The organism is Flavobacterium soyae (assembly GCF_045348165.1).
Lineage (GTDB): Bacteria > Bacteroidota > Bacteroidia > Flavobacteriales > Flavobacteriaceae > Flavobacterium > Flavobacterium soyae.
In genome coordinates, this window is record NZ_CP150845.1 from 484,126 (window position 1) to 508,187 (window position 24,062).

Below are 24,062 nucleotides of genomic sequence, written 5' to 3' on the forward strand. Positions count from 1 at the left end.
TTTCAAAATTGGAATTCAATTACGGGTTGGTTGATGAAACTTCAAGTACTTTTCCATTAAAATATTTATTTCCGTTAAGAGTAAAATCATAAATATAAGCTGCCATTCCCTCTGCAGAAATTGGAGCCTGATACCCCGGGAAAGCTTCATTTAGCATTTCGGTTTGTACAGAACCCAAAGCTAAAACATTAAATGAAATACCTTTCTCTTTATATTCTTCCGCTAATAATTCGGTTAAAGTAATTACAGCGCCTTTACTTGAACTGTAAGCTGCTAATCCTGCAAATTTTAAACTTCCTCTTACGCCGCCCATCGAACTTATAGTTACAACATGACTTCCTTTTTGTAAATACGGCAGACAAACTCTGGTAAGATTCGCTACAGCAAAAACATTTACTTTATAAATACTTTCAAAATCAGCTTGTGTGGTTTCTGCAAAAGGTTTTAGCAGTAAAGCTCCAGCATTATGCACAATGGCATCGACTTTTTTCCAGGTTGAAGAAAGAAAACTTTCTACTTCCTGCAAAGCTGTTTCATTGGCTAAATCAATTGATAAGCAGGTTATGTTTTGATGTTCTAAAAGTATTTTTGGAATTTTTCTAGAAATCGCTAAAACCTGATTTCCGGCATTGGCAAACTGCAATGCTAATTCATATCCAATTCCTCTACTCGTTCCGGTAACAATAATATTTTTCATGCAGCAAAAATAAGTAAAACCAAAATAATGAGCTGTTATTTATTCATTACAATTTCTTCTGTTGGAGTTGTTGCTATTTTAGTTACTGCTGGTAAAAACTCCTGTATAAAAGCCGTCATGTGCGGAATATCCATTACTTTAAATTCGTCTGAAACGTGGTGATAAAAATCAAAATTTTCAAAATCAAAAGTACTTATCGATTGGCATGGTTTCCCAAAAGCTTCAAAAAACGAATAATTATCAGATCTGTAAAACAATTTATATTCGGCTTCTTTTGGTAAAAACCCAATTGTCTTTTTTCCGGTATATTCATTTATTTTTTCGGCCATATTCGATTTATCAAAACCTGTAATATAAGCCAGATAATCACGTTTCATAGGAACTCCAATCATTTCGATATTTAATTGTGTGTATAAATTAAAGTTCTTTGCTTTCAATTTCGGAGCCATACTTTTTGATCCCAAAAGACCTTTTTCTTCTCCGGCAAAAAACACAAAAAGAATACTTCTTTTATTGGAGTGGGTTTTACTGAAATATTTTGCCAATTGCGCCACAGCTGTTACTCCCGAAGCATCATCATTGGCACCATTATAAATTTTATCCGGCTGTTGTTTTTTCTCAACTCCAATATGATCGTAGTGTGCGCTTAAAACTACATATTCATTTTTAAGAACCGGATCTGTTCCTTCAAGAACCCCAACAATATTAAAAGCCGGAGATTTAAAATTAGTCAAGGTATCTCGATAAGAAGCAAAATAAGGTTTTACATTATTCTTTTTAAAGAAATCTTCTAAAAAAACTGCTGCTTTTTCTATCCCTTTTGTTCCCGTTTCACGTCCTTCTAATTCATCTGAAGAAAGATATTTTAAAAAATCTGAAACATCAGATTCTTCCACTTTATATGTTATCTCTACTGATTCTGATTTAAGTTCTTTTTCACTTACAACTGTTGTACTTGTTTTACAGGCAATAAAAACAAACGGAAGAAGAAAGTATAGTTTTTTCATAAAAAGATATTTTAATAAATTGAAAATTAAGCCATTATTCTAAAACAATAAACTTTCTGAAAAGTAACGAAAAAATATGAAAAAACCCTTTCGAAGCTCAAAAAGCTGAAAGGGTTTTGTTTTTATTTTGAAAAGAATAAGGGTTTATCCGGCAATAACTGCTCTTGAAATAACGATTTTTTGAATCTCTGAAGTTCCTTCGTAAATCTGAGTAATTTTTGCATCACGCATTAAACGTTCTACATGGTATTCTTTAACATAACCATTTCCTCCGTGAATCTGCACAGCTTCAACTGCAGTATCCATTGCAACCTGCGAAGCAAATAATTTTGCCATTGCGCCGCTCACATCATAATTTTTGTGCTGGTCTTTATCCCAAGCCGCTTTCATACATAAATGACGTGCTGCTTCAATATTTACAGCCATATCTGCCAGTTTAAAAGCAATTGCCTGATGATTACAAATTTCAGTTCCAAAAGCTTTACGCTCTTTAGAATATTTTAAAGCCAGTTCATAAGCTCCAGAAGCAATTCCTAATGCTTGAGATGCAATACCAATTCTACCTCCGGCAAGCGTTTTCATAGCAAATTTAAATCCGAAACCATCTTCACCAATTCTGTTTTCTTTCGGGACTTTTACATCACTAAACATTAAAGAGTGCGTATCAGAACCGCGGATTCCCATTTTTTGCTCTTTTGGACCAATAGAAAAACCAGGCATATCTTTAGTCATAATCAAAGCATTGATTCCTTTATGTTTTAATTCAGGATGTGTTTGCGCAATTACTAAATATACAGAAGCTGTGTTTCCGTTTGTAATCCAGTTTTTGGTTCCGTTTACCAAATAATGATCGCCCATATCAATCGCAGTTGTTTTTTGCGAAGTAGCATCACTTCCTGCCTCTGGTTCGCTTAAACAAAAAGCACCATGAATTTGACCTGAAGCCAGACCCGGTAAATATTTTTGCTTTTGTTCTTCAGTTCCATATTCCTGTAATCCCCAACAAACCAAAGAATTATTTACAGACATTACTACAGAAGCCGAAGCATCAACTTTAGAAATTTCTTCCATAGCAATAACATACGAAATTGCATCAAGTCCGCTTCCGCCATATTTTGGATCAACCATCATTCCCATGAACCCAAGTTCACCCATTTTTTTAACCTGCTCGGTTGGAAAAATTTGTTTCTCATCGCGTTCAATAACTCCGGGTAATAATTCATTTTGAGCAAAATCTCTTGCAGCTTGCTGAATCATTAAATGTTCTTCGGTAAGATTAAAATCCATAGTTTTTATTTTATTGTTTTTTCAAAACCAAATTTAGAATTCAGTTTTTGTGGTTTTTTATTTGTTTTTTTGAAAAGCCAATTATTTTTAAAAGGCTCCCAAAGATAATTTTTAAATGCGGATTTTACAATGCATGCATATAAATTTAATAGATCAGCAAGAATAACGATAACGTTTTCGTAATAATTTATAATTTGCAGCAAACAGGCTATAATTTTGCAGCATTTTTTCTAAAATCCAAGATTGAAAAATGTGATTTAAAAACTTCATAAAAGTAAAATTTAAGGCATTTCCTGCACAGAAAAGATTAAACAAATCATAAAGAGCGAAAATCTACGTAAAACTAGTACTACTAATTTGATTATTAAAGCAATAGAATAAAAAAAATCGAAAAACGCAGAAAAAAAACTTTCAAAAAAAGATGATTATATTAATAAATTAACATTATTTTTGCCCTAAAAATAAATAATTGACAGAGCATGAAAAAGATTTTACTAGTACTTACACTCCTTTTAACTTTACAATTTTCAGCAGTTTCTGCCCAGACTCATTTAGAGGTAAACGGCGTTACTGTTCCTAGAAAAATAGATTATCAAAACAAAACTTTACAGCTTAACGGCGCTGGCGGCAGATCAAAAATGTGGTTAGAAGTTTATGTACAGGCTTTGTATTTATCTCAATTAAGCCAGGATCCACAGTTTATTATTGACAGTGATACCGAAATGGCAATTCGAATTGAAATTACATCGTCTATGGTTTCAGCAAATAAATTAACTAAAGCGATGAATGTTGGTTTCGAAAAATCTGCAGGAAGCAACTTAGAACAATTACGCCCAAGAATCGAACAATTCAAAACGTATTTAAGCGATGCCATTACAGAAAAAGATGTATTCATTTTGGCATATAATCCGCTTGATCAAACTATCAATGTTTTTAAGAATGAAGTTTTGAAAGGAAAAGTTCAGGGATTTGATTTCAAAAAAGCATTATTCGGCATTTGGCTTTCTAATAAACCAGTTGACGAAACTTTGAAAAAACACTTATTAGGAATATAATCCTTAAAATTTTACATATTCAGAAAGCCGAAAACCGTATAGTTTTCGGCTTTTCTTTTTTGTTTAATAAATTTGATGCAAAATACATTATTCGCATTATTCTATTTTATACATTTACACAAAATAAACATATCACAACAAAATGAAAGATTTATTACAACAATTTGAAAATAAAGCACCTGAAATTGTTTTTAACTGGAAAGATTCTGAAACAGAAGCTGAAGGATGGACTGTAATTAATTCGCTGCGCGGAGGAGCTGCCGGCGGAGGAACAAGAATGAGAAAAGGCTTAGACATGAACGAAGTTTTGTCGCTTGCCAAAACAATGGAAGTTAAATTTTCTGTTTCGGGTCCGGCAATTGGCGGCGCTAAATCTGGAATAAATTTTGACCCGAATGACCCTCGCAAAAAAGGAGTTTTACAGCGTTGGTATAAAGCGGTTTCTCCATTATTAAAAAGTTACTACGGAACTGGAGGAGATTTAAATGTTGATGAAATTCACGAAGTAATCCCAATGACAGAGGAATGTGGTGTTTGGCATCCGCAGGAAGGTGTTTTCAACGGACATTTTAAACCTACAGAAGCGGATAAAATTAATAGAATTGGTCAATTACGTCAGGGCGTAATTAAGGTTATCGAAAACCCAAAATTCTCACCAGACGTTACAAGAAAATATACTGTTGCTGATATGATTACGGGTTATGGCGTTGCCGAAGCGGTTCGTCATTTCTACGCAACTTACGGCGGAGACATTAAAGGTAAAAAAGCAATTGTACAAGGTTTTGGAAACGTAGGTTCTGCAGCTGCTTTTTATTTAGCTGAAATGGGCGCGAAAGTTATCGGAATTATTGATCGCGATGGCGGATTAATTAAAGAAGATGGTTTTTCTTTTGAAGAAATCAGAACGTTGTTTTTAAATAAAGACGGAAATAAATTAGCTGCCGATAATATGATTCCGTTTGAAGAAATCAATTCTAAGATCTGGACAATTGGTGCTGAAATTTTCACGCCTTGCGCTGCTTCAAGACTGGTTACTCAAAACCAAATCGACAGCTTAATCGCAAACGGATTAGAGGTTATTTCCTGCGGAGCGAATGTTCCTTTTGCTGATAAAGAAATTTTCTTTGGTTCTATTATGGAAGAAGTAGATCATAAAGTTAGTTTAATCCCGGATTTTATTTCAAACTGCGGAATGGCGAGAGTTTTTGCTTATTTCATGGAGAAAAAAGTTCAAATGACAGATGAAGCAATTTTTAACGATACTTCTGAAATTATAAAAAATGCAATTGTAAAAGCACACACTTTAAATTCATCAAAAACAAATATCAGTGCAACAGCATTCGAAATTGCATTGAAACAATTAGTGTAATCTTATCTTATACTTTATATATAAACGAGCCAGACTTCTATTTGGCTCGTTTTTTTGTTTTGCCACAGATTAAAATGATTAAAATGATTTTCAAAGCTTTGCCTTAAATGTTTAACGCAGATTTTATACAGATTTAAGCAGATTCGAGCAGATTTAAATTTTTATTTATTTGATTAAAAAATCAAAAGAAAAAATCTGCTTAAATCTGCCAAATCTGCGTGCAAAAAACATTGCCTCGTAAAATCTTCTAAACAATTTTTAGTACTTTTAAACGTTTTTATTTAATACAATTTCAAAATTCAGAATTACAATGAGTTTCACTATTTCTTCAGATAAAAAGAAATCATTACTACTCACAACTGCAATATATGCGGCAATCATTGTATTGCTGTTTTTTATACGTTTTTGGCCTCCATACAATCCGGAAAATAACGTTGCACTTGCAGATGGCGGCGGTGGCGGTGGCGGCGTAACGGTAAATTTTGGTGACAGTGATTTAGGTTCCGGAGCCAATTATAAAAGCGAGGTTCTGGAGGTGAAAAACGAAGTAAAACAAGCTCCGGCAAAAGCTGTTGAAGAAGAGGCTATTATTTCTCAGGAAAATTCAAAAGCCGATGAAACAGATGTTGTTATTCCTGTAAAAGAAAAACCTAAAAAACCTGTTCCGGTTGAAAAACCAATACAAAAACCTGTTCCAGAAAAACCAAAAGTTTCAAACTCTACAAACGATGCTTTGTCAAGCATTTTAAAAGGCTCGAAAAAAGGCGGCGACGGCGATGATAAAGCAGCAGGAAATAAAGGAAAACCCGGAGGAGATTTAAACTCTAAAGGTTATTACGGATCCGGAGGTTCTGGCGGAGGAACCGGAGGCGGTAACGGAACCGGAAATGGAATTGGTACAGGAAGCGGTTACGGAGCCGGAAGCGGCGGTGGTTCTGGCGGAGGAACGGGATATTCTCTAGGAACAAGAAAAGCACTTTCTAAACCCGCACCAAAATATACTTGTAACGAAGAAGGAAAAGTTGTTGTTGAAATTAGCGTAGATCAAAACGGAAAAACAATAAGTGCAACTCCGGGAATAAAAGGAACAACCAATACGGCAAAATGTTTATTAGACCAAGCTAGAATTGCGGCTATGAATACGAAATGGGAATCTGACAATGATGCTCCCTCTAAACAAGTTGGAAAAATTATTTATAATTTCAGTTTGAATTAAAACACTAATTACACGGATTTACACAAATCTGTTTTCATAAAAAAGGCTTTCTGATTATCTCAGAAAGTCTTTTTTATTGTCTTTATTCTAATTTACGATTAGCTTGTCATCCTGAGCGAAGTCGAAGGACACACAAAATATTTCTGCAAAGGTAACCGCCAATCTTTGTCGAGCTTCTAGCGTGTCCTTCGACTTCGCTCAGGATGACAAATTGTTGCGTAAAATTTGTGTTGTTTTGCGTGAGGGATAGAAGCTGGCTACCGAAGTAGCGCTCCCGATAGCTATCGGGACGGCCGGAATAAAAAAATGGGCGAATCAACGTTATGCTGATTTGCCCATTTTTTTATTGTGGTCACGCCCTAATGATTATTTTACTTCGGACTCGTTGCAATTACAAACTTCAAATTGTTCTTTACTCCTATCTGCAAAACATCAACTAAATCCTGAACCTGCAGGTTAAAAGGAATTCGAACTACGACAGTCTGGCTTTTATCTGCACCAATTTTATTCATTAAAGTGCTTTCTAGTTCTTCAAAAACAACTGGCTTTTTGTCGATATAAAAATGCTTGTCTTCTGTAACAGATAAACTTATTAACTGCTTGTTCGTTTTTTCATTTGATTTCGCTTTAGGAAGCGTCATCTTAATAACATTTGGGTTTGCAAGTGTTGAGATTATCAGGAAAAACAACAGCAGGAAAAACATAATGTCACTTAAAGATGAAGTCGCAACTTCAGCATGAAATCTTCGTTTTCTCTTGATAGACATATCTTATGATCTTTGAATTATGTTTACAAATTCTAATATCTGTTTCTGAATTTTTAAAGCAAAATCATCAATTTTTCCGTTCAGTAAGTGGTAGGCACTATAAGCAATAATTCCCACGATAAGTCCTGATCCTGAACTGATCATTTTTTCGTATAAACCTCCTGAGATATTTCCGATACTGATATTTTCTGTAACCGAAATACTGTAGAAAATTTTAATAACCCCAGAAATAGTTCCGATGAAACCAAGAGTTGGTGCAATACCGGCGATAAGTCCTAAATGGCCTAAACGTCTTTCCATTTCACCAATTTCAATATCGGCAGCGCGGTCCATATTTGATTCGATTTCAGCAATTGGTCTCCCAATAACCAAAACACCTTCTTTTAAAATATTTCCAACTGCTGTGTCATTTCTTTCAACAATTGTTCTGGCTAATTCAATGTTTCCGGCATTTAGTTTTTCTCCCACATCCTGCATTAATCTCGCATCTATTCTCGAAGCTTTTTTGATATATAAGTAACGTTCGAAAATTACGTAAATCGTGTAAAACAATAAAAGTGCGATTGGTATTAGGAAGAAACCTCCTTTTAAGATAAATCCTAAAACAGAAATTTCGGTTTCCGGGTGAGCAATTTTTTCGATCACCACGTTTGAGGCGTTTGCGAGAGTATCAGCTTGTAATTGAATGTAGCTAAACATATTTTAATTCTGGTTTTTAATAATTAATTCTAAAAAATATTTCAATTTTGCAATAAAGATAATTTTCATTGTAATATTAAACTAAAAAAACTGGAAATTATTTCAATCAACAACTATTTTATCCAAATAAAATGAACTATCAGGAAACAACAAACTGGATGTTTAATCGATTACCTATGTATCAGCTTCAGGGTGCTTCGGCATACAAAGAAGACCTGACAAACATTAAGTTACTGGCAGAACATCTTGGTAATCCCGAAAAGAAATTACAAACGATTCACGTTGCGGGAACAAACGGAAAGGGTTCAACTTCGCACATGCTGGCTTCGGTTTTGCAGGAAGCTGGTTATAAAGTAGGTTTGTATACTTCGCCGCACTTAAAAGATTTCAGGGAAAGGATTAAAATAAACGGCCAGGAAATTTCAGAAGATTTTGTCTGCGAGTTCATTTCAAAACACAAAGATTTTTTTGAAGCCAATGATATGAGTTTCTTCGAAATGTCGGTTGGTTTGGCATTTGATTATTTTGCTTTTGAAAAAACAGATATCGCGATTATCGAAGTTGGTTTGGGCGGAAGACTGGACGCAACGAATATTATTACGCCTTTGGTTTCGGTTATTACCAATATTGGTTTAGATCACACGCAATTTTTAGGAAATACGCTTGAAGCTATTGCGGGCGAAAAAGCCGGAATTATTAAACCAAATGTTCCGGTTGTTATTGGCGAATATACTCAGGAAACTCAGCCTGTATTTTTGACTAAAGCCGAAAAGAATAAAGCGCCAATCTATTTTGCTTCTGATTTAATTTCAGAAATTTTCCCTTCTGACTTAATTGGAGATTATCAGTTTCATAATAAAAAGACAGTTCAGCAGACTATTTCAATTCTTAACAATCAAACCGATTTTAAAGTTTCGACTGAACAATTAAAAGAAGGTTTATTGAATGTTGTAAAAAATACAGGTTTACAAGGAAGATGGCAGCAGTTGGGCGAAAACCCAAAAATTATCTGTGATACGGCTCACAACAAACACGGATTAGCCGTTGTGATGAATCAGCTTCAAAATGAAAAATATGAAAAACTGCATATTGTTTTGGGCGTTGTAAACGATAAAGATCTGGATTCTATTTTGCCGCTTTTCCCGAAAGAAGCGCAATATTATTTCTGCAGTCCGAATTCGGCAAGAGGTTTACCAACTGAAACTTTGCAAAATGCCGCTGAGAAATTTAATTTAATTGGAGAAAAATACGATTCTGTTGAAAGCGCTTTCGCGAAAGCCAAACAAAACGCTTCAAAAAATGATTTTATTTATGCTGGCGGAAGCACTTTTGTCGTTGCCGAATTGCCTTTGTAACAAGCAAAACTTAAATCTTAGAAAAAAGTCTAAAAAAACCGATTTAATAACAAATTCATAAACAGCTAGATATAGTTTATTTTTAAAAAAGTTTTATTTTTTATTCGATTTTCTTTGCAGAACTCAAAAACTAGCGTATATTTGCACTCGCAATCACAAACGATAGCAACCTAATAAAATAGGGCGATTAGCTCAGCTGGTTCAGAGCACCTCGTTTACACCGAGGGGGTCGGGGGTTCGAACCCCTCATCGCCCACCAAGAAACTCCTTAAGAAATTAAGGAGTTTTTTTTTGTTTATTTTTTTAATATATTCACAAGTCGATTAGCTTAATTTTTACTTTCTCAAAAAATAAATCTCGATTTATTCTAAATCAATCGTAGTATTCTGTTTTTGTGTAATATTGTAAAAACTTGTGCTTGATTACATAGAATATATACTTCTATCAACAGCTCAATATGTGCCTATAAGTAGCAGATATACATAAGTTAGCAGAAAGCCTAAAAACAACCTTCATCTAAAAGAATTTCATATATGTACGAGATTGATAAGATAAAACCAGGAACAAGATTTATTGATCTGGCTAAAAACTATGATGAAATCAAGTTGATTACAGCATATTTTGATAAAACCAATAAAGGCAAATTTTCTCTATTCTGGTACAACTTCCCTGAAGACCCAACAATAATTGAAATAGACACTTTCAACGGAATTCCATTTCCAGATCTACTTAGTCCACAAACATATATCTACGGAAGATTTAAAGAGTTAAGAACAATTTACATAAAGTCACAAAAACCTTTAAACAGTTTTATATTTAATTCAAATTTAAAAAAAGTAACTCCGAAGGAGGTAAGTGATTTTCTAACAAAATCTTTTTCATTAAGCGAAGATGAAGCAAATGCTCTTGTTAAACTTAATCTCGCAAAAGGCTTATTAAACTTTGAAAGTCAAAAAACAGGAGATTTTATAAAATTGTCGGAACATATTTTAGAATATGAAAATAAGAAACGTTTCTTACAAGCAATTGCAGATGAAATTGTTTCAAAGAGTAATCGAATCGAACTTTTAGTTCAACATAATGTAACTAAAGGAAATTACCGAGAAGAATTATTTCGCGGTATTTTAAAAAAATATCTTCCTAAAAAGTACGAGGTTGCTACCGGATTTATTGAAGGATGTAAAAGACAATGCGATATTCTGATATATGATTCTCAAAATTTTTCTCCATTATTTCGTGAAGGAGATCTTGTTGTTTTACCTGAAAAAGCAGTTCGAGCAATTATCGAGGTAAAATCAACTCTTGATTCTAATCAGTTAGCAGACGCGATGGATTTGTTGGGAGAAGTAGCAAGACATAGAAATACAGCCGCTCCAATTTTTAAAGGAATTTTTGCTTTCAAAAAAGACATCCAAAATGAATTTACAATTGCAAATAACATTGCTAACTTTTATCATTCGTTTGATGATTCAGGTGTAGTTACAAAAGATATATTATATCTTTTCGAAACTGTTAATTCAATTTGTGTTCTAAATGAACAATGTTTAATTATTGATGTACTGGATTATAAACAAACAGATGAAACAGTCCGCCCAAGGTTCTATTCTATCCATTCTGAAAACCCAGATTTAAAGCCGTATTGTGCGTCATTTTTCAATGAATTATTTTCCTTCTTAGATGTTGATAAACATGCAAAAAAAGTAAATATTAATTATTTTAGATCTCTTGATAACGAAATCAAATACAAGATGGAACTTGAATTATATAATAAAGATTGGATTCCTCAATCAGCATTTATGAATGAGCATAAATTTGATCTAGATTCAATTTGGGAAAGAGTTTCCGATGTATTAAATTGGAAAGTTGGCAATTATGTTATACAGAATTTAGAAGAAAAATATTTTTCGGAGACATTTCTAGTAAATGATTATAGAGAACGTTTAAACATTCAATAAAGCCTTCTGCTAACCACTTGCAACTACAATTTGTAGTTTTCGGTAAGTTGATGTTTCATTTTCACGAAGAAATTCTATCTTAACAGAGAGAACTCAGCTCTGCTTTAATCCGCGACTGTCGATTACAGGCGAAACGTTAACGCATCTTCTTTTTTTATCAAACACTTCATTTTATATTCTAGAAAAACATTAAAATAGGCACAAAGTGTTCGACTGCAATCCCTGACACCCCACCAAGAAGCTCCTTAAGAAATTAAAAAGTTTTTTTATGACTTATTTCTCATTGTCACGGATCAAGTTAAAAAATTGCTTAATATCTAGTTTCTATTCCCATGCCGCTATAAATATTGCTATTATAGATACAATTAACGAGGCAATAGAAAAATAAAAACTCCAAGTCGCCCGCAAACGCTCAATTTTGAGTCTAGGATATTTTTTATCTCCATAAGCTTGCATACCTTTGTTAGTAATCCTATAGCCTGAGGAATCAAAATCATTTTGTGAATTAAACAATTTAATTTCTTCATTTGCTTGTAACGAAGCTAAGACAATTTTTACAACACCATAATTTAATTGATTCTTCTTTACTATCTGATCTATCGTTAAAAACGATTCATTTATGACATGATATTCTTCGATATAATTTAATCGCACTTCTGATAGTTGACCTAAAATTAAATGTGTAGTTTTATTATAATCCATTAGAGTTATTTTTTTGTTTATTTTCTTAAAACAATGACGGTTAATATTGAAAAAACTTAGAAAAGATATTTGAAAAACCTCTATTCTGTATAAAAATTAATTTCAAAATCCTTCAGCTATTCGAAAAAGTTGTTTCGTTTGTTTTTTAAGATTAGCTAAACCCAATTTATCTCAGTTATACTAATAATATAGCAATCTTCGTAGTTTTTTTGGTTGACTTTGCACAATAATTTAATATTTCTTCTAGCCAATCATTTATTTGATTTCCTGCTCGAGCGTCTTTTTTATATTTATCAAAATTCTCAAAATAAGTTTCACCTACCTAAGAAGTAATATTAAGCTTATACCCTTTTCCGCGTATAACAACAATTTGGACATTCGGATCATATTCCAGTTTTTTTCTGAGTTTTGATATGAACATATCCAGACTACGGCCCACAATAACACCTTCATCTTCCCATATCTCTTTTTGGAGTCGGCTTCTTTCTATGGTTTCGTTAGGAGACAATGTAAAAATGAGCAATAAACGGGTTTCCGTTCCGGTGAGATCTAATGTTTTTTCATTTATGAGCAGCTTACGGTTCTTCGCATCAAAAACTACCGAACCTAAAGTGAACAAACTAGTAGAATCATTAAGTAAAGTTACTTTCGGCTTAGCAGATCTAAAAAAAACAAATCCAACAAAAGCTAAAAATGACAGACCGCCTACCAAAAAATATTTATTCTTTGTTGTATAAATACCCAATGGTTTAAATTTGATGTTAATCATGTAACATGCTTTGGGTTGCTTTCTTCCTTTACATGGCACAATATCATCTTTCTTATTTTCTGATATAGCATATCCATAAGCTACATTGGTATTTTCACAGTTCACTACGTTAACAACATAATCTTGTGCGAGTGGATCTTGGGCTAACAAACGCTGCGTAATATTGACCAAAGAGTCCGTTTGAAAAGCAAACTCATTCTCGAACCTGATCTGATACTCATTTTCAGCGATCTTTTTTACGGGAAGAACCCTTGATGTTTTATCTCCCGACTGTAAAAGTAGTTCATGTCCGATTCTGCGGAGCAAAATTTCCCTTCTTGCAATAGCAAAGTCGTCACTATCTTCCAAACTGAAAGCTGTGCCGATTGCAGATATAAACAAAAGCATTATCAATCCAAAGATATATTTGCCTTTTCCGGATAGGAGATTTCGACTATAATGCATAGTGTCAAGTTTTTTATTTACAAAGTTTACATTTTTATTTACAATCTAAGTTACTCAGACTGAAATATATCAAAGTAATTTTGCTACAACAGCTTTAAAGATTGTGAAAAATAAAAGAATCCCTTACATGAACGAGATTTATCAGGAGATAGATCTATTTTAATTAAACCTATAAAAAATATGAAAAAAAACATTTATGCGCTGATCTTACCGCTGGTTGTGGTAAGTGGACTAGTTTTTACAAATTGTGAAATTAAAAATGAAACTTCTAAAAAACCAATCCCAAAAACACTTTCCATTGCTGAAAGGAAAGCCAAATTGAAAAAATGGGAAGCAACCCCTGATGGTGTAAAATTCAAAAACTGGGAAATGTCTCCCCGAGGTAAAAAAGTGCTTGCCGGCGCTACTAAAATAAGCAAGAATACCACTATGGAGGCTGTTGTAACTTCTCTTTCTCTTCCGCCAGGATCACTATTAGGTTTCGGAGTGATGGCCAGAATTAATGGTGACGATTATATTCTTAGATTTGAGCCGGAAAAGTCCCAACTTCAGCAATTGTACAGTCTGAAAGTTAACGACACAATAATTTTAAAAAGCCATGGTGTATCATACGCACCCAAGTATTCGTATCCAATAATATCGGGCAGCTACGTAGAACGAGATAATAAAGTACTTTATAAACGTGTCCCTCGCAAAGGCGGCTGTTAAGTAATAAATTAGAGATACATTCACGTATATAGCTTATGAACAACAAGTAAATAATTTTAATTATTGCTCCTTTTTCTCCGGCTGCCGTGGATATGTAAAAGAGGAACGAGAAATCGCACTAGAAAATCGACAAAGATTGGGGACATACTTTGCTGAATTTCTGGTGCGATTTCTCGTTTCAGTCGAAATGACAAGATTGTGTATTACAAAACCGCGTTACCGTAATGTAAACATATCCAAGCGAGGTTATAACTTCTAAAACGCAATAACATTTTTTAACTATATTTGATCTGGATATTATTTTGTTTGGCAGCTTTTTTGCTGAAAAGAAAATCAAATCATCAAACCCAAATCTTAAAAATGAAAACAAACCTAATAACTCTTTTATTTGTATTTGCTGTTATAAATACGTTTGGGCAAACGCCTGCCGTTTCAAAAACTACCAATACAAATAATAAAACTTTACCGCCTGGTGAGCAGGTTACGAATAAAGCTGTAAGCGCACTTAAAAAAGTTCCGCTAGATGAAGCATCGATTTTAATTTATGATTACGACGGTGCTCTTTTTTCATATGATTTAGAATCTGAACAAATTGGCTGGACTGTAAAAGCTACAAGTCCTTATACTGAAATGTGTGCCAATAAAGTAACTATCTCTAATGGTGTTGTGTACATCCCGTTTATCAACGGTGAAATTGTTGCTGTAGATAACCAAAGTGGTGATGTGTTTTGGAAATCAAGATTAGGAAATATCACAGATCAAATTGTTCTTAAAGATCAGGTTCCGGTTGTAAATAATGGAAAGCTGTTTATAACTGCTCAAAACCAAAATGGAAGCAGTAATATTTATGCTCTTGATACAAAAGACGGCAGTTTAGCATGGACTTACAAACTGGATACTCCAACTAACGACATTCCGGTACTGTTTTTTAATAACAAAATTTTTGTTCCAAGCGCAACAAATTTATATGCTTTTGATGCCAATACAGGAAAAGTCCTTAACCAAAAGAGTTTTGACGAAAGCATGCACAGTAAACCTGTAACTGATGGTGAAAATGTATTTATTGCAAATGAAAAAGATTTGCTTTTTGCCTTAACTCCAGATAAACTAGATGTTTTATGGCAATTTAAATTAGATGAAAATCAATATAATATTAAGGAACGCATCTTTACTAAAGACAAAAAAATATATTTTGCAGCGCAAGGCACTACAGTTTCTTCTGTATATGCTGTAGACTCTAAAACAGGAACTCAAATTTGGAAAAGGGATTTTCAAGATGATAATGTAGAATATATAACTGAGGACAGTGATAATATTTGGGGCTATACTAAAAAAGGAAGGCTTTTTCAACTAGACATAAACAATGGTGAAATTGCATTTGAATTAAAATTAACAACCCAGCCTATTTCAAATATTGAATTTCCGGTTGATGACACTATATTTTATTATTGTGATGCTGGTTTAATTAAATTTGATTTAAGCACCAAAGATGAAGATTTATATTATATGCGAACTTCTATTAAAGATGATGTTTACAGCGCATTTCTAAAAATAATTAGATAATATATAAAACTCCAAAGTCATTTGATTTTGGAGTTTTTTTGCTTACTATCCATATAATCCCTACGGGATATTCATTTATTGGGTTCTTTTTTTTCTAACGATACTTAACTCCTAACGGAGTATTTCGTTTAGACTTAACTTATTCAATTATTTTAAAACTTACATTACCTCACCCCTCCACCAAACAAATCTCAAAAACCGTTTTCCCATTCTCAGTTTTAAACGAAATATAACCGCCATGCGCTTCGATAATATTTTTAGAAAGCGTTAAACCAATTCCGGCGCCTTCGTTTCTCGTGGTGAAGAAAGGCAGGAAAACTTTATTTTCGATTTCTTTTTCAATTCCGCTTCCGGTGTCGGTGATTTTAATGTAGGTTCTGTTTTCTTTGGCTTCAGCCGAAATTAGAATTTGTTTTTGAGTCATATTCTTTAATGCATAAACAGAATTCATTAAAAGATTAATAATAACCTGTTCCGTTTGCTGTGGGTCGACATTAATTGGGCCTTTTAGGGAAATTGTGTTTACAGCTTCAATTCCGTCTTTTTTAAATAACGGATTCATGATTTGCAGACAATTTTCAATCAAAGGCTGTAGTTCTGTTTTTTGTTTTTTGGGAGACGGAAGCATGGCCAGTTTTCGATAACCTTCAACAAATTTCTGCAAATGATCGCTTCGCCTTAACATGGTTTCTACGCTGTTTTTGATATCTTCTAAATCTTCTGCCGAAAGTGAATCCTGCTCTACCAAATCCTGCAGGTTTTGGCAAATGGAACGAATGGGCGTTATCGAATTTAAAAGTTCATGCGAAATCACTTTCATCAAATTAACCCATGCATCTTTTTCTTTTTTCTCGACTACATTTTGAATAGAATCGAGTAAAACAATACAATACTCACGTTCAAAAATTTCTGTTTTTGATGCCTGCAAAACAAATGTCTGTGCTGCTTGTTCGTTTATACTAATTTCAACTGATGTTTTTATTTCATGAAAATCATCTTCTTCAATAATTTCACAAAGCGACGGCAATTGATTTTTAAGATATTTCCATTTCGAAACTTTAGGTACATTAAAATGAGACGAAAAATAATCGTTCATTAAAAATATATTCCAATCATTTTCCTGTTTTTCTAAAATGATAATTCCGGTTTCGATATTATTTAAAATCGAACGGTAAATAATATCTTTTGAGATCTGTTCGTTTTGTCTGCCTTTTAAAGTATCATACAGTTGAAACAAATCACCATAATTTTTATTGGCTTTATGTTTGGTAAAATCAGATGAAAAATCATTCTGCAGGATCGAAGCAATGGTTTTATCGTAAAGCAAAACAAAATTGCGAACATAAAAATACATTTCGCGAATGAGCAGAAAAACAATAAAAAAGCCAAATATCCCCGTAAAAAGCATATGGCTTTTAAAGAAATAAATCGAAATTTCAATTCCCAAAACAATAGCAATTAATCGAAAAAAAAGCAGCTTATAAGTTTGCAGTGTTTTAAACATACTAGTTAATATTGATATTATATTTCTCTAAACGTCTGTACAAAGAACCTCTTGACAAGCCTAATTCATCGGCTGTTTTGCTGATATTATTACCGTGCTTAAGAAGTGCTTTTTCAATCGTCGCTTTTTCTACAGAAGAAAGCTGAATATCATCCGGGTTTTCATCATAAGGAGTTATGGTTTCTAAATCTAAATCAGAAACTGTGATTATGTTGTTTTCACAAAGAATAACAGCGCGTTCAATTTTATTTTCCATTTCGCGGATGTTTCCGTTCCATGCGTGTTTTTCAATTTGTTCCAAAACCTTTTTATCAAAAGTAATTTCGCCTCTTCCGTATTTTTCAATCATTTTATCGAGAAGATATTCTGCCAGCGGGATTTTATCTTCGTTACGTTCCCGCAGCGGCGGCAGCACAATTTCCATCGTATTAATGCGATAATACAAATCTTCTCTAAAGTTTTTATCGGTCACTTCCAATTTCAAATTCAAATTGGTTGCCGTAATTATTCTAACATTCAAAGGTCTTGGTTTTGTTTCGCCCAATCTTGTTACCGTTTTGGTTTGAATAACCTGCAATAATTTGGATTGCAAATGCAGCGGTACATTTCCTATTTCATCTAAAAAAATAGTTCCGTTCTGCGCCATTTCAAAACGTCCGGGCGTATCGGTTTTTGCATCGGTAAAAGCGCCTTTTGCATAACCGAATAATTCACTTTCGAAAATATTCGAATTCAGTGAACCTAAATCAACAGCTATAAACGGATTGTTTTTTCTTTTGGACTGACAGTAAATATGATGTGCCAGAACAAATTTTCCGGTTCCGTTTTCTCCAAGAATTAAAACATTAGCATCGGTTTTGGCCACTTTATCAGCAAGAGAATATGCTTTTTTTATTATTTCAGAAGTGCCGACAAAAAAGTCATTATCAGTTTCAATCTCTTTGTTCTTTTTTTGTTCTTTTCGGGATTTATCAACGGCTTGTTTTACAGACTCTAAAAGCTTTTTGTTTTCCCAGGGTTTTAAGATATAATCAAAAGCGCCAGATTTTAATCCTTCAACAGCAGTTTCTACTTTTCCAAAAGCAGTCATTAATATCACAACGGTTTTTGGCGAAAGCGTTTTTATTTCTTTCAGCAGATATAAACCTTCTCTTCCATCCTCAAAACCTATTCTGTAATTCATATCGAGCAAAACAACATCAATGGCATTTTTTGACAGTAATTCGACTATTTTTTTCGGATTATTGAGTGTATGAATGTTCTCAAAATACTTTTTCAGGTACACTTTTGATGCAAAAAGAATGTCTTCCTGATCGTCGATGATTAATATTGATGCGTTTGTCTTTTTCATTTTTGTTCGGTTTTGGACAAAAGGTGTCCAATTGTGGACACCATGGATTTTTTTTTGGAAAATAAAATTTTAAAAATAAGGCAGTTACAAGGTTTAAATTTTTGGCATGAAAATCACTTTTCTACTTGTAAATCATTAATTATTAACATCTTCCTGAAGTAAAAATAGCAAAATAAATATCTATAAACCGCATTGTTAATTATCTTAATTTTCGGGTGTATTTCTTTTACTTCAGAAGACAAAAAAATCAGAAAACGAACAGCAATCAAACATTAAAAAATCAATTATGATTACGATCAAAAAACTTTCAAAAATTTTTAGAACCGAAGAAGTAGAAACAAATGCTTTAAACGAAATTTCATTAACCATAAACGAAGGCGATTTTGTCTCGATAATGGGACCTTCGGGGAGCGGAAAATCGACTTTATTAAATATCATCGGATTATTAGACAGCGCTTCTGGCGGAAGTTATGAATTGCTGGGACAGGAAATGATTGGCCAGAAGGAGAAATTAAAATCGAAAGCGCGAAAAGAAAATATCGGGTTCATTTTTCAGAATTTTAATTTAATTGATGAATTATCGGTTTATGATAATATCGAACTGCCATTGATTTACAACAATGTTTCCTCATCTGAAAGAAAGAAAAAAATAGAGCATATTGCAGGTGTTTTAGGCATTTCACATCGTTTAAAACATTATCCGCAGCAGCTTTCAGGAGGTCAGCAGCAACGTGTAGCTGTGGCAAGGGCTTTAATTAATGACCCAAAAATTATTCTTGCTGATGAACCTACAGGAAATCTGGACAGCAAAAATGGAAATGAAGTAATGGAATTATTGACGGATCTTCATGCTAATGGTTCTACAATTCTGATGGTAACGCATTCTGATTATGATGCTTCTTTTTCACAGAAAATAATTTTGATGAAAGACGGAGTTATTCTTTCTGAAAAATTAAATCAGAGAAATGTGGATGTTTTAGTAACTTCTAAAAACTAAGGTCATGCTGAAAAATTGGATTAATGTTTTTACGTACCATATAAAAAACAACAAACTTTTTACGGTTTTGAATGTTTTGGGGTTGAGCATTGGAATTGCGGGTTTAATTTTTGCGATTTTGTATTGGAACGAGGAATATTCATATGATAAATGGAATCCCGAAAAAGATAAAACTTATATCGTTCTCAATGATATTGGCAACGGAAGTGTCTGGGCTACAAACTCTCCTGTAACTGCCCCATCTTTAAAGTCTTCCACTTCCTATTTAGAAAATTATTGTTATTTCAGAACCTATTATACTAAGGAAATTATAGCCTATAATGGCAAACAAGAATTAGTAGATAAGATTTTTTCTGCACAGAGCAGTTTCTTTTCTTTTTTTCCTTTTGAATTTATTCGAGGCAATAGAAAAACGGCTATTCATGATCGTAATAGTATTGTTTTATCTGAAGAAACCGCTGCGCGTTTGTTTAAAGATGAAGACCCAATGGGAAAACAGATCAAGTATGCTGATCGTTTTTTTGTAGTTCGCGGAGTGTATCGATTATCTGGAAAATCAGCCGTTATGCCGGCAGTAATTACTACTATTGTTGAAGACGATTTGAAAAAAGACAGAGAAGACTGGGGTTTTAGTTATGGTTTACTACTTAAACTGAAAAAACAAAGTGATACGACTGCTGTCGTCAAAAAGCTAGATGAAATTTTTATTGAACAAAACTATAAAAAACAGGCTCAGGATGAAGGTTTATCACTTGATGCTTTTATAAAAATGTATGGTGATCCTGTAAAAGCGCAATTACTTCCTTTAAACGGATCGAGACTTTATGAAGGAAATTATCCTTTTCCTGAGGGAACTGGAAATCTTCAGTTTTTGAGAATATTAATGGGTTTATCGATACTTATTTTGTTATTGTCGATTGTAAATTATATTAATCTGGCTACGGCAAACGCAGTAAAACGTGCAAAAGAAGTTGGTGTACGCAAGATTGTGGGCGCTGCAAAATTTCAAATTATTGCTCAGTTTGTATTTGAAACGATATTAATTACACTTTTTTCGCTTTTACTGGCATTGGTAATTGTGGAGCTTTCGCTGCCTTTTTACAACTCTTTTTTAAATAAAAACCTGGTTCTTATCGGAACTCAATTTTACCTGCAGTTAATTTTAATATTCTTTTTTGTTGTATTTGTTTCCGGAGTTCTTCCTGCAGTATATATCTCAAATTTTGAAGTATTGAAGGTTTTAAAAGGAAATTTTTCAAGAAGTAAAAATGGTGTCTGGCTTCGAAACGGTATGTTGATTCTTCAGTTTTCAATAGCCGCCTTTTTTATTATTGGTTCTTTTATAGTTTACAAACAAGTAAGTTATATGACCGAAAAGGATTTGGGTTTTAAAGGCGCTCAGGTTATGGATATTTCTTTTAAACCCAAAAAAGGAAAAGAACAATTTGAAAGATATAAAACTATAAGACAAGAACTTTTAAAAATAAAAGGTATTGAAGCAGTTTCTACCGGATCATTTTCTATCGGAAGCGGCAGCAATTCCTGGTCGGGCATGCATTATAAAGCAAATAAAGAAGTTATAACGCAGCAAATGGGAATTGACTTTGGGCTTTTGGATATTCTGGGAATAAAGATAATTAAAGGAAGAAATTTAAGTGATAAATTGGCTTCAGACAGTATTTCTAATGTTTTACTAAATGAAACTGCGGCTAAAACACTGCAGGAAAAAGATCCTTTAAATAAGGAAATAACCTGGAAGGACCAAAAATTTAAGGTAATTGGGATTGTAAAGGATTTTAATTACTTCGGTTTGGAACATAAAATTGCCCCAATGATTTTCTTTCATATCAATGCATACAATTCTTCACAAGAAGAAATCAAAACTATTTCTGTTAAGATTGCACCACAGGAAATGTCTAAAACTATCGCTGCTTTGGATAAATTTTGGAGAACAAAAGTAGATACCGAATATCCGTTTGAATATAATTTTGTCGACACAAACTTTGCCCGAACGTATAAAAAATATGAAAACCAAAGTAACTTGTTTTCACTTTTAAATGGAATTGTAATTCTAATTGCCATTTTCGGATTATTTGCTTTGGCTTCTTATTCAATGGAAAGACGTTTAAGAGAAATTGCAATCAGGAAAACCTTAGGTGCAGAAACTAATCTTTTATTAAAAGAGTTATCAAAGCAATATATTGTTTTCTGCTTAATCGGGTTTTTAATCGGAATAATTCCGGCTTACCTTTTACTGCGAAAATGGCTTGAAGATTTTGCCTACAGAATTGATATTCCGCTGCTTCCATTTGTGACTGCATTTGTATTTTTAATGTTTCTGACTTTAGTCATTGTTTTGGCAAAAGCATATCAGGTAACTAAAATTGATGTTTTGAAATACTTAAAATACGAATAGATAATTTCTTAAAATATTTTGAATTTATTATTTCAATTAAAACTTAAAAGACTCCAATGTTTCTATTGGAGTCTTTTTTATCTTATAAGCTAACTGTTTTACCAAGGACTTACTCCTGTTTCATCTTCAATATCATTACTAAAGAATTGTCCGGTTGGTCCGTTTTCATCAGTTAATGTATGTTTGATAATAAAAGATGCTGCACTTTCTACAGTTCCCGGTCCGCTATGATGATTAAAATCTGTTGCTGTGTAACCCGGATCGATTGCATTTACTTTAAAAGACAAATCTTTTAGTTCATAAGCCAGTACAATGGTGTATGCATTTAATGCTGATTTTGAAGTTCCATAAGCTGCCGATTTGAAATCGTAATATTTCCATGATGGATCACTATGCAAAGTCAAAGAACCAAGTCCTGAAGTAATATTACTGATTCTCGGACTGTCTGATTTTTTAAGCAATTCTAAAAAAATCTGAGTAACATTTATAACACCAAAAAAGTTCGTTTCAAATACATTTTTAATGTCTTTGACACTGGTATCCGAAGCGGTTTGAGGAAACTGGCCGCCGCTTATTCCCGCATTGTTAATCAGGATATCTAATTTTCCCTGCTCGCTTTCTACAATTTTTTTAGCCTCAAAAATTGAATCTGAATTGGTAACATCAATTTGAATGGCTTTTATATTTTGAAATCCCTCTTTGTTTAATTGTTTTACAATTTCTTTTCCTTTTTCAAGATCGCGGCTTCCTAAATAAACAAACAATCCTTGCTTTGAAAGTTGTTTTGTTATTTCTAATCCTATGCTTCTGTTTGCTCCTGTTATTAATACTGATTTCATTTTTAAATTGGTTTAAAATTATAATACAAAGTTGGTTACTTTGAAAATGGAATCATTTGTCATTTGGCAAAAAGCAATTTTAACTGATGTTTTTTCTAATTCTGCTTAATGACGATTGTGTAATTCCTAAATAAGAAGCCACATAAGATAACGGAATTCGATTAATAACGTTTGGATAAATTTTAAGAAACATTAAATAACGTGTAGTGGCATCTTCTGAAACGAGCGGACTTCTTCTTTCTACTTTTTGTCTCAATGCTTTTGAAATAATTCTATGTACTATAGCGTCCCAGCCAATAATAGTTTCCAAAAGTTCCCTCCAGTCTTTTTTAGAAAAAACCAACAGTTTACAATCCGTTATCGCCTGCACATAAGCATTGGAACAAATATCATTATCGAAACTTTCCATATCAACAACCAGATTGTTTTCGTCGATAAAATATTTGGTAATTTCTTCACCTCTATTGTTGTAATAACAAACGCGGGTAATTCCGTCTAAAACAAAACCTACTTGCTGCGCAATTTTTCCAGCTTCCGAAAAATATTCATCTTTCTTAAGCTCCAATACAGTTATTTTACTCGCAATTAAATCCAGCTGATGCTGATTTAAAGTCCCAAAATGCAATATATAATCTATAAATTCTTTCATAGAGGCAAGTTAATCAAAGTTATTGGTGCAGAATTTGTCATTTGGCAAAAACGATTCAAAACATAAAAATTAATTTCCCTCTAATAAAATTGTCTTTTGCATTTTTAATTGTTTTAAAATTATAATGCAAAGACCAACCCAAGCTTAAAGCCGTTTCTAGTCATTTTGAATAATTGATTAGCCAAAATGACGATTGATAAAATAAGTTTATTCTTTTGTGAGTCGGTCTAACTCTTTTAATAAAGTCGGCATTCTAAATTCTCCAGACATGCTGTCTACTTTTTGGAAAGCTGTTTCTAAATCAATCCCAATAGAAGTGATAAATAAAGGTTTTGCACTGTCACCTCTCAGCAATGCTTTTTTATCTTTTTCGACACTGGCAAAATTCGTTTTAGCAACACCAATAATTGGAATTTGGTTATTCAGCTTTTCATATAAACGTCCGCCCAGACCATACTTTTTATCATCATCTAAATACACAAATCCGTCAACAATTATGGCTTCGATATTTTTTAAATTCATTTGATTTAACAAACTAATAATACACGGTAGTTCTCTTTTGTAAAATTCTCCCGGAATATATTCTGCAACATTGTCAATTATTTCTGTATGAATTTTAAAGTTTTTATCTTCATTCCAATCCTCAAACTCAAGGCAGACTGTTTTCGCTTTATTATCAAAATAATAAGTATCGAAGGCTAATATCATATTTA

21 protein-coding genes and 1 tRNA gene are annotated in these 24,062 nt (G+C 33.1%); 10 read left to right on the forward strand and 12 right to left on the reverse strand.

Annotated elements, in window-relative coordinates:
- Positions 1-19: 19 nt before the first annotated feature.
- The 3 genes from AABD74_RS02295 to AABD74_RS02305 form a co-directional block, all read right to left on the reverse strand.
- Positions 20-697 carry an SDR family oxidoreductase gene (locus AABD74_RS02295; protein ID WP_232680586.1) on the reverse strand — a complete coding sequence of 226 codons (678 nt, stop codon included), beginning with the start codon at positions 695-697 and terminating at the stop codon, positions 20-22.
- Between the two features lie 35 nt (positions 698-732).
- The gene (locus AABD74_RS02300) at positions 733-1,704 is read right to left on the reverse strand and encodes a M20/M25/M40 family metallo-hydrolase (protein ID WP_232680584.1); all 972 of its coding nucleotides are present in this window, start codon (positions 1,702-1,704) and stop codon (positions 733-735) included.
- Between the two features lie 144 nt (positions 1,705-1,848).
- Positions 1,849-2,991, reverse strand: a complete 1,143-nt coding sequence (locus tag AABD74_RS02305; protein ID WP_232680582.1) for an acyl-CoA dehydrogenase — start codon at positions 2,989-2,991, stop codon at positions 1,849-1,851.
- A gap of 479 nt (positions 2,992-3,470) precedes the next feature.
- Here AABD74_RS02305 and AABD74_RS02310 point away from each other — a divergent pair, with 479 nt between their 5' ends.
- The 3 genes from AABD74_RS02310 (at position 3,471) to AABD74_RS02320 (ending at position 6,631) form a co-directional block, all read left to right on the forward strand.
- Positions 3,471-4,046, forward strand: a complete 576-nt coding sequence (locus AABD74_RS02310; RefSeq protein ID WP_232680581.1) for a chalcone isomerase family protein — start codon at positions 3,471-3,473, stop codon at positions 4,044-4,046.
- Between the two features lie 142 nt (positions 4,047-4,188).
- Complete coding sequence (locus AABD74_RS02315; protein WP_406844563.1) at positions 4,189-5,415, forward strand: Glu/Leu/Phe/Val dehydrogenase dimerization domain-containing protein; 1,227 nt, start codon at positions 4,189-4,191, stop codon at positions 5,413-5,415.
- A gap of 310 nt (positions 5,416-5,725) precedes the next feature.
- The gene (locus AABD74_RS02320) at positions 5,726-6,631 is read left to right on the forward strand and encodes an energy transducer TonB (protein WP_232680577.1); all 906 of its coding nucleotides are present in this window, start codon (positions 5,726-5,728) and stop codon (positions 6,629-6,631) included.
- A gap of 371 nt (positions 6,632-7,002) precedes the next feature.
- On the opposite strand, the gene AABD74_RS02325 is transcribed toward AABD74_RS02320, so the two are convergent.
- Complete coding sequence (locus AABD74_RS02325; protein ID WP_406844564.1) at positions 7,003-7,398, reverse strand: ExbD/TolR family protein; 396 nt, start codon at positions 7,396-7,398, stop codon at positions 7,003-7,005.
- 3 nt (positions 7,399-7,401) lie between these two features.
- Entirely contained in the window at positions 7,402-8,097 is a 696-nt protein-coding gene (locus AABD74_RS02330; protein WP_232680573.1) for a MotA/TolQ/ExbB proton channel family protein, read from the reverse strand.
- 131 nt (positions 8,098-8,228) lie between these two features.
- Here AABD74_RS02330 and AABD74_RS02335 point away from each other — a divergent pair, with 131 nt between their 5' ends.
- The 3 genes from AABD74_RS02335 (at position 8,229) to AABD74_RS02345 (ending at position 11,407) form a co-directional block, all read left to right on the forward strand.
- Entirely contained in the window at positions 8,229-9,452 is a 1,224-nt protein-coding gene (locus AABD74_RS02335; protein ID WP_406844565.1) for a bifunctional folylpolyglutamate synthase/dihydrofolate synthase, read from the forward strand.
- 181 nt (positions 9,453-9,633) lie between these two features.
- Positions 9,634-9,711 (forward strand) — tRNA-Val (locus AABD74_RS02340).
- A 346-nt stretch (positions 9,712-10,057) separates the two neighbouring features.
- Positions 10,058-11,407, forward strand: a complete 1,350-nt coding sequence (locus AABD74_RS02345; RefSeq protein ID WP_406844566.1) for a DUF6602 domain-containing protein — start codon at positions 10,058-10,060, stop codon at positions 11,405-11,407.
- A 324-nt stretch (positions 11,408-11,731) separates the two neighbouring features.
- Here AABD74_RS02345 and AABD74_RS02350 read toward each other — a convergent pair whose 3' ends face one another.
- On the reverse strand, positions 11,732-12,109 hold the full coding sequence (locus tag AABD74_RS02350) for a hypothetical protein (RefSeq protein ID WP_406844567.1): 378 nt from the start codon (positions 12,107-12,109) through the stop codon (positions 11,732-11,734).
- A 322-nt stretch (positions 12,110-12,431) separates the two neighbouring features.
- On the reverse strand, positions 12,432-13,322 hold the full coding sequence (locus AABD74_RS02355) for a winged helix-turn-helix domain-containing protein (RefSeq protein ID WP_406844568.1): 891 nt from the start codon (positions 13,320-13,322) through the stop codon (positions 12,432-12,434).
- A gap of 180 nt (positions 13,323-13,502) precedes the next feature.
- Between AABD74_RS02355 and AABD74_RS02360 the strand changes: the two genes are divergently transcribed.
- Together AABD74_RS02360 and AABD74_RS02365 are read left to right on the forward strand one after the other, a co-directional pair.
- On the forward strand, positions 13,503-14,030 hold the full coding sequence (locus tag AABD74_RS02360) for a hypothetical protein (RefSeq protein WP_406844569.1): 528 nt from the start codon (positions 13,503-13,505) through the stop codon (positions 14,028-14,030).
- 360 nt (positions 14,031-14,390) lie between these two features.
- Positions 14,391-15,593, forward strand: coding sequence for a PQQ-binding-like beta-propeller repeat protein (locus tag AABD74_RS02365; protein ID WP_406844570.1), 1,203 nt, complete (start codon positions 14,391-14,393; stop codon positions 15,591-15,593).
- Positions 15,594-15,762: 169 nt separating this feature from the next.
- On the opposite strand, the gene AABD74_RS02370 is transcribed toward AABD74_RS02365, so the two are convergent.
- Entirely contained in the window at positions 15,763-17,097 is a 1,335-nt protein-coding gene (locus AABD74_RS02370; protein WP_406844571.1) for a sensor histidine kinase, read from the reverse strand.
- A 1-nt stretch (position 17,098) separates the two neighbouring features.
- Positions 17,099-18,448 (reverse strand): sigma-54-dependent transcriptional regulator, encoded by a 1,350-nt coding sequence (locus AABD74_RS02375; protein ID WP_406844572.1) that lies wholly within the window; start codon positions 18,446-18,448, stop codon positions 17,099-17,101.
- A gap of 286 nt (positions 18,449-18,734) precedes the next feature.
- Between AABD74_RS02375 and AABD74_RS02380 the strand changes: the two genes are divergently transcribed.
- Positions 18,735-19,445, forward strand: coding sequence for an ABC transporter ATP-binding protein (locus tag AABD74_RS02380; protein WP_232680552.1), 711 nt, complete (start codon positions 18,735-18,737; stop codon positions 19,443-19,445).
- Between the two features lie 4 nt (positions 19,446-19,449).
- Positions 19,450-21,861: an ABC transporter permease gene (locus AABD74_RS02385; protein WP_406844573.1), complete on the forward strand. Its 2,412-nt coding sequence runs from the start codon at positions 19,450-19,452 to the stop codon at positions 21,859-21,861.
- A gap of 98 nt (positions 21,862-21,959) precedes the next feature.
- Here the strand turns inward: AABD74_RS02385 and AABD74_RS02390 are convergent, their stop codons facing one another.
- The 3 genes from AABD74_RS02390 to AABD74_RS02400 form a co-directional block, all read right to left on the reverse strand.
- On the reverse strand, positions 21,960-22,700 hold the full coding sequence (locus AABD74_RS02390; RefSeq protein WP_406844574.1) for an SDR family oxidoreductase: 741 nt from the start codon (positions 22,698-22,700) through the stop codon (positions 21,960-21,962).
- 79 nt (positions 22,701-22,779) lie between these two features.
- Positions 22,780-23,349, reverse strand: a complete 570-nt coding sequence (locus AABD74_RS02395; RefSeq protein WP_406844575.1) for a Crp/Fnr family transcriptional regulator — start codon at positions 23,347-23,349, stop codon at positions 22,780-22,782.
- A 207-nt stretch (positions 23,350-23,556) separates the two neighbouring features.
- Positions 23,557-24,057, reverse strand: coding sequence for an endonuclease V (locus AABD74_RS02400; protein WP_406844576.1), 501 nt, complete (start codon positions 24,055-24,057; stop codon positions 23,557-23,559).
- Between the last annotated feature and the right edge of the window lie 5 nt (positions 24,058-24,062).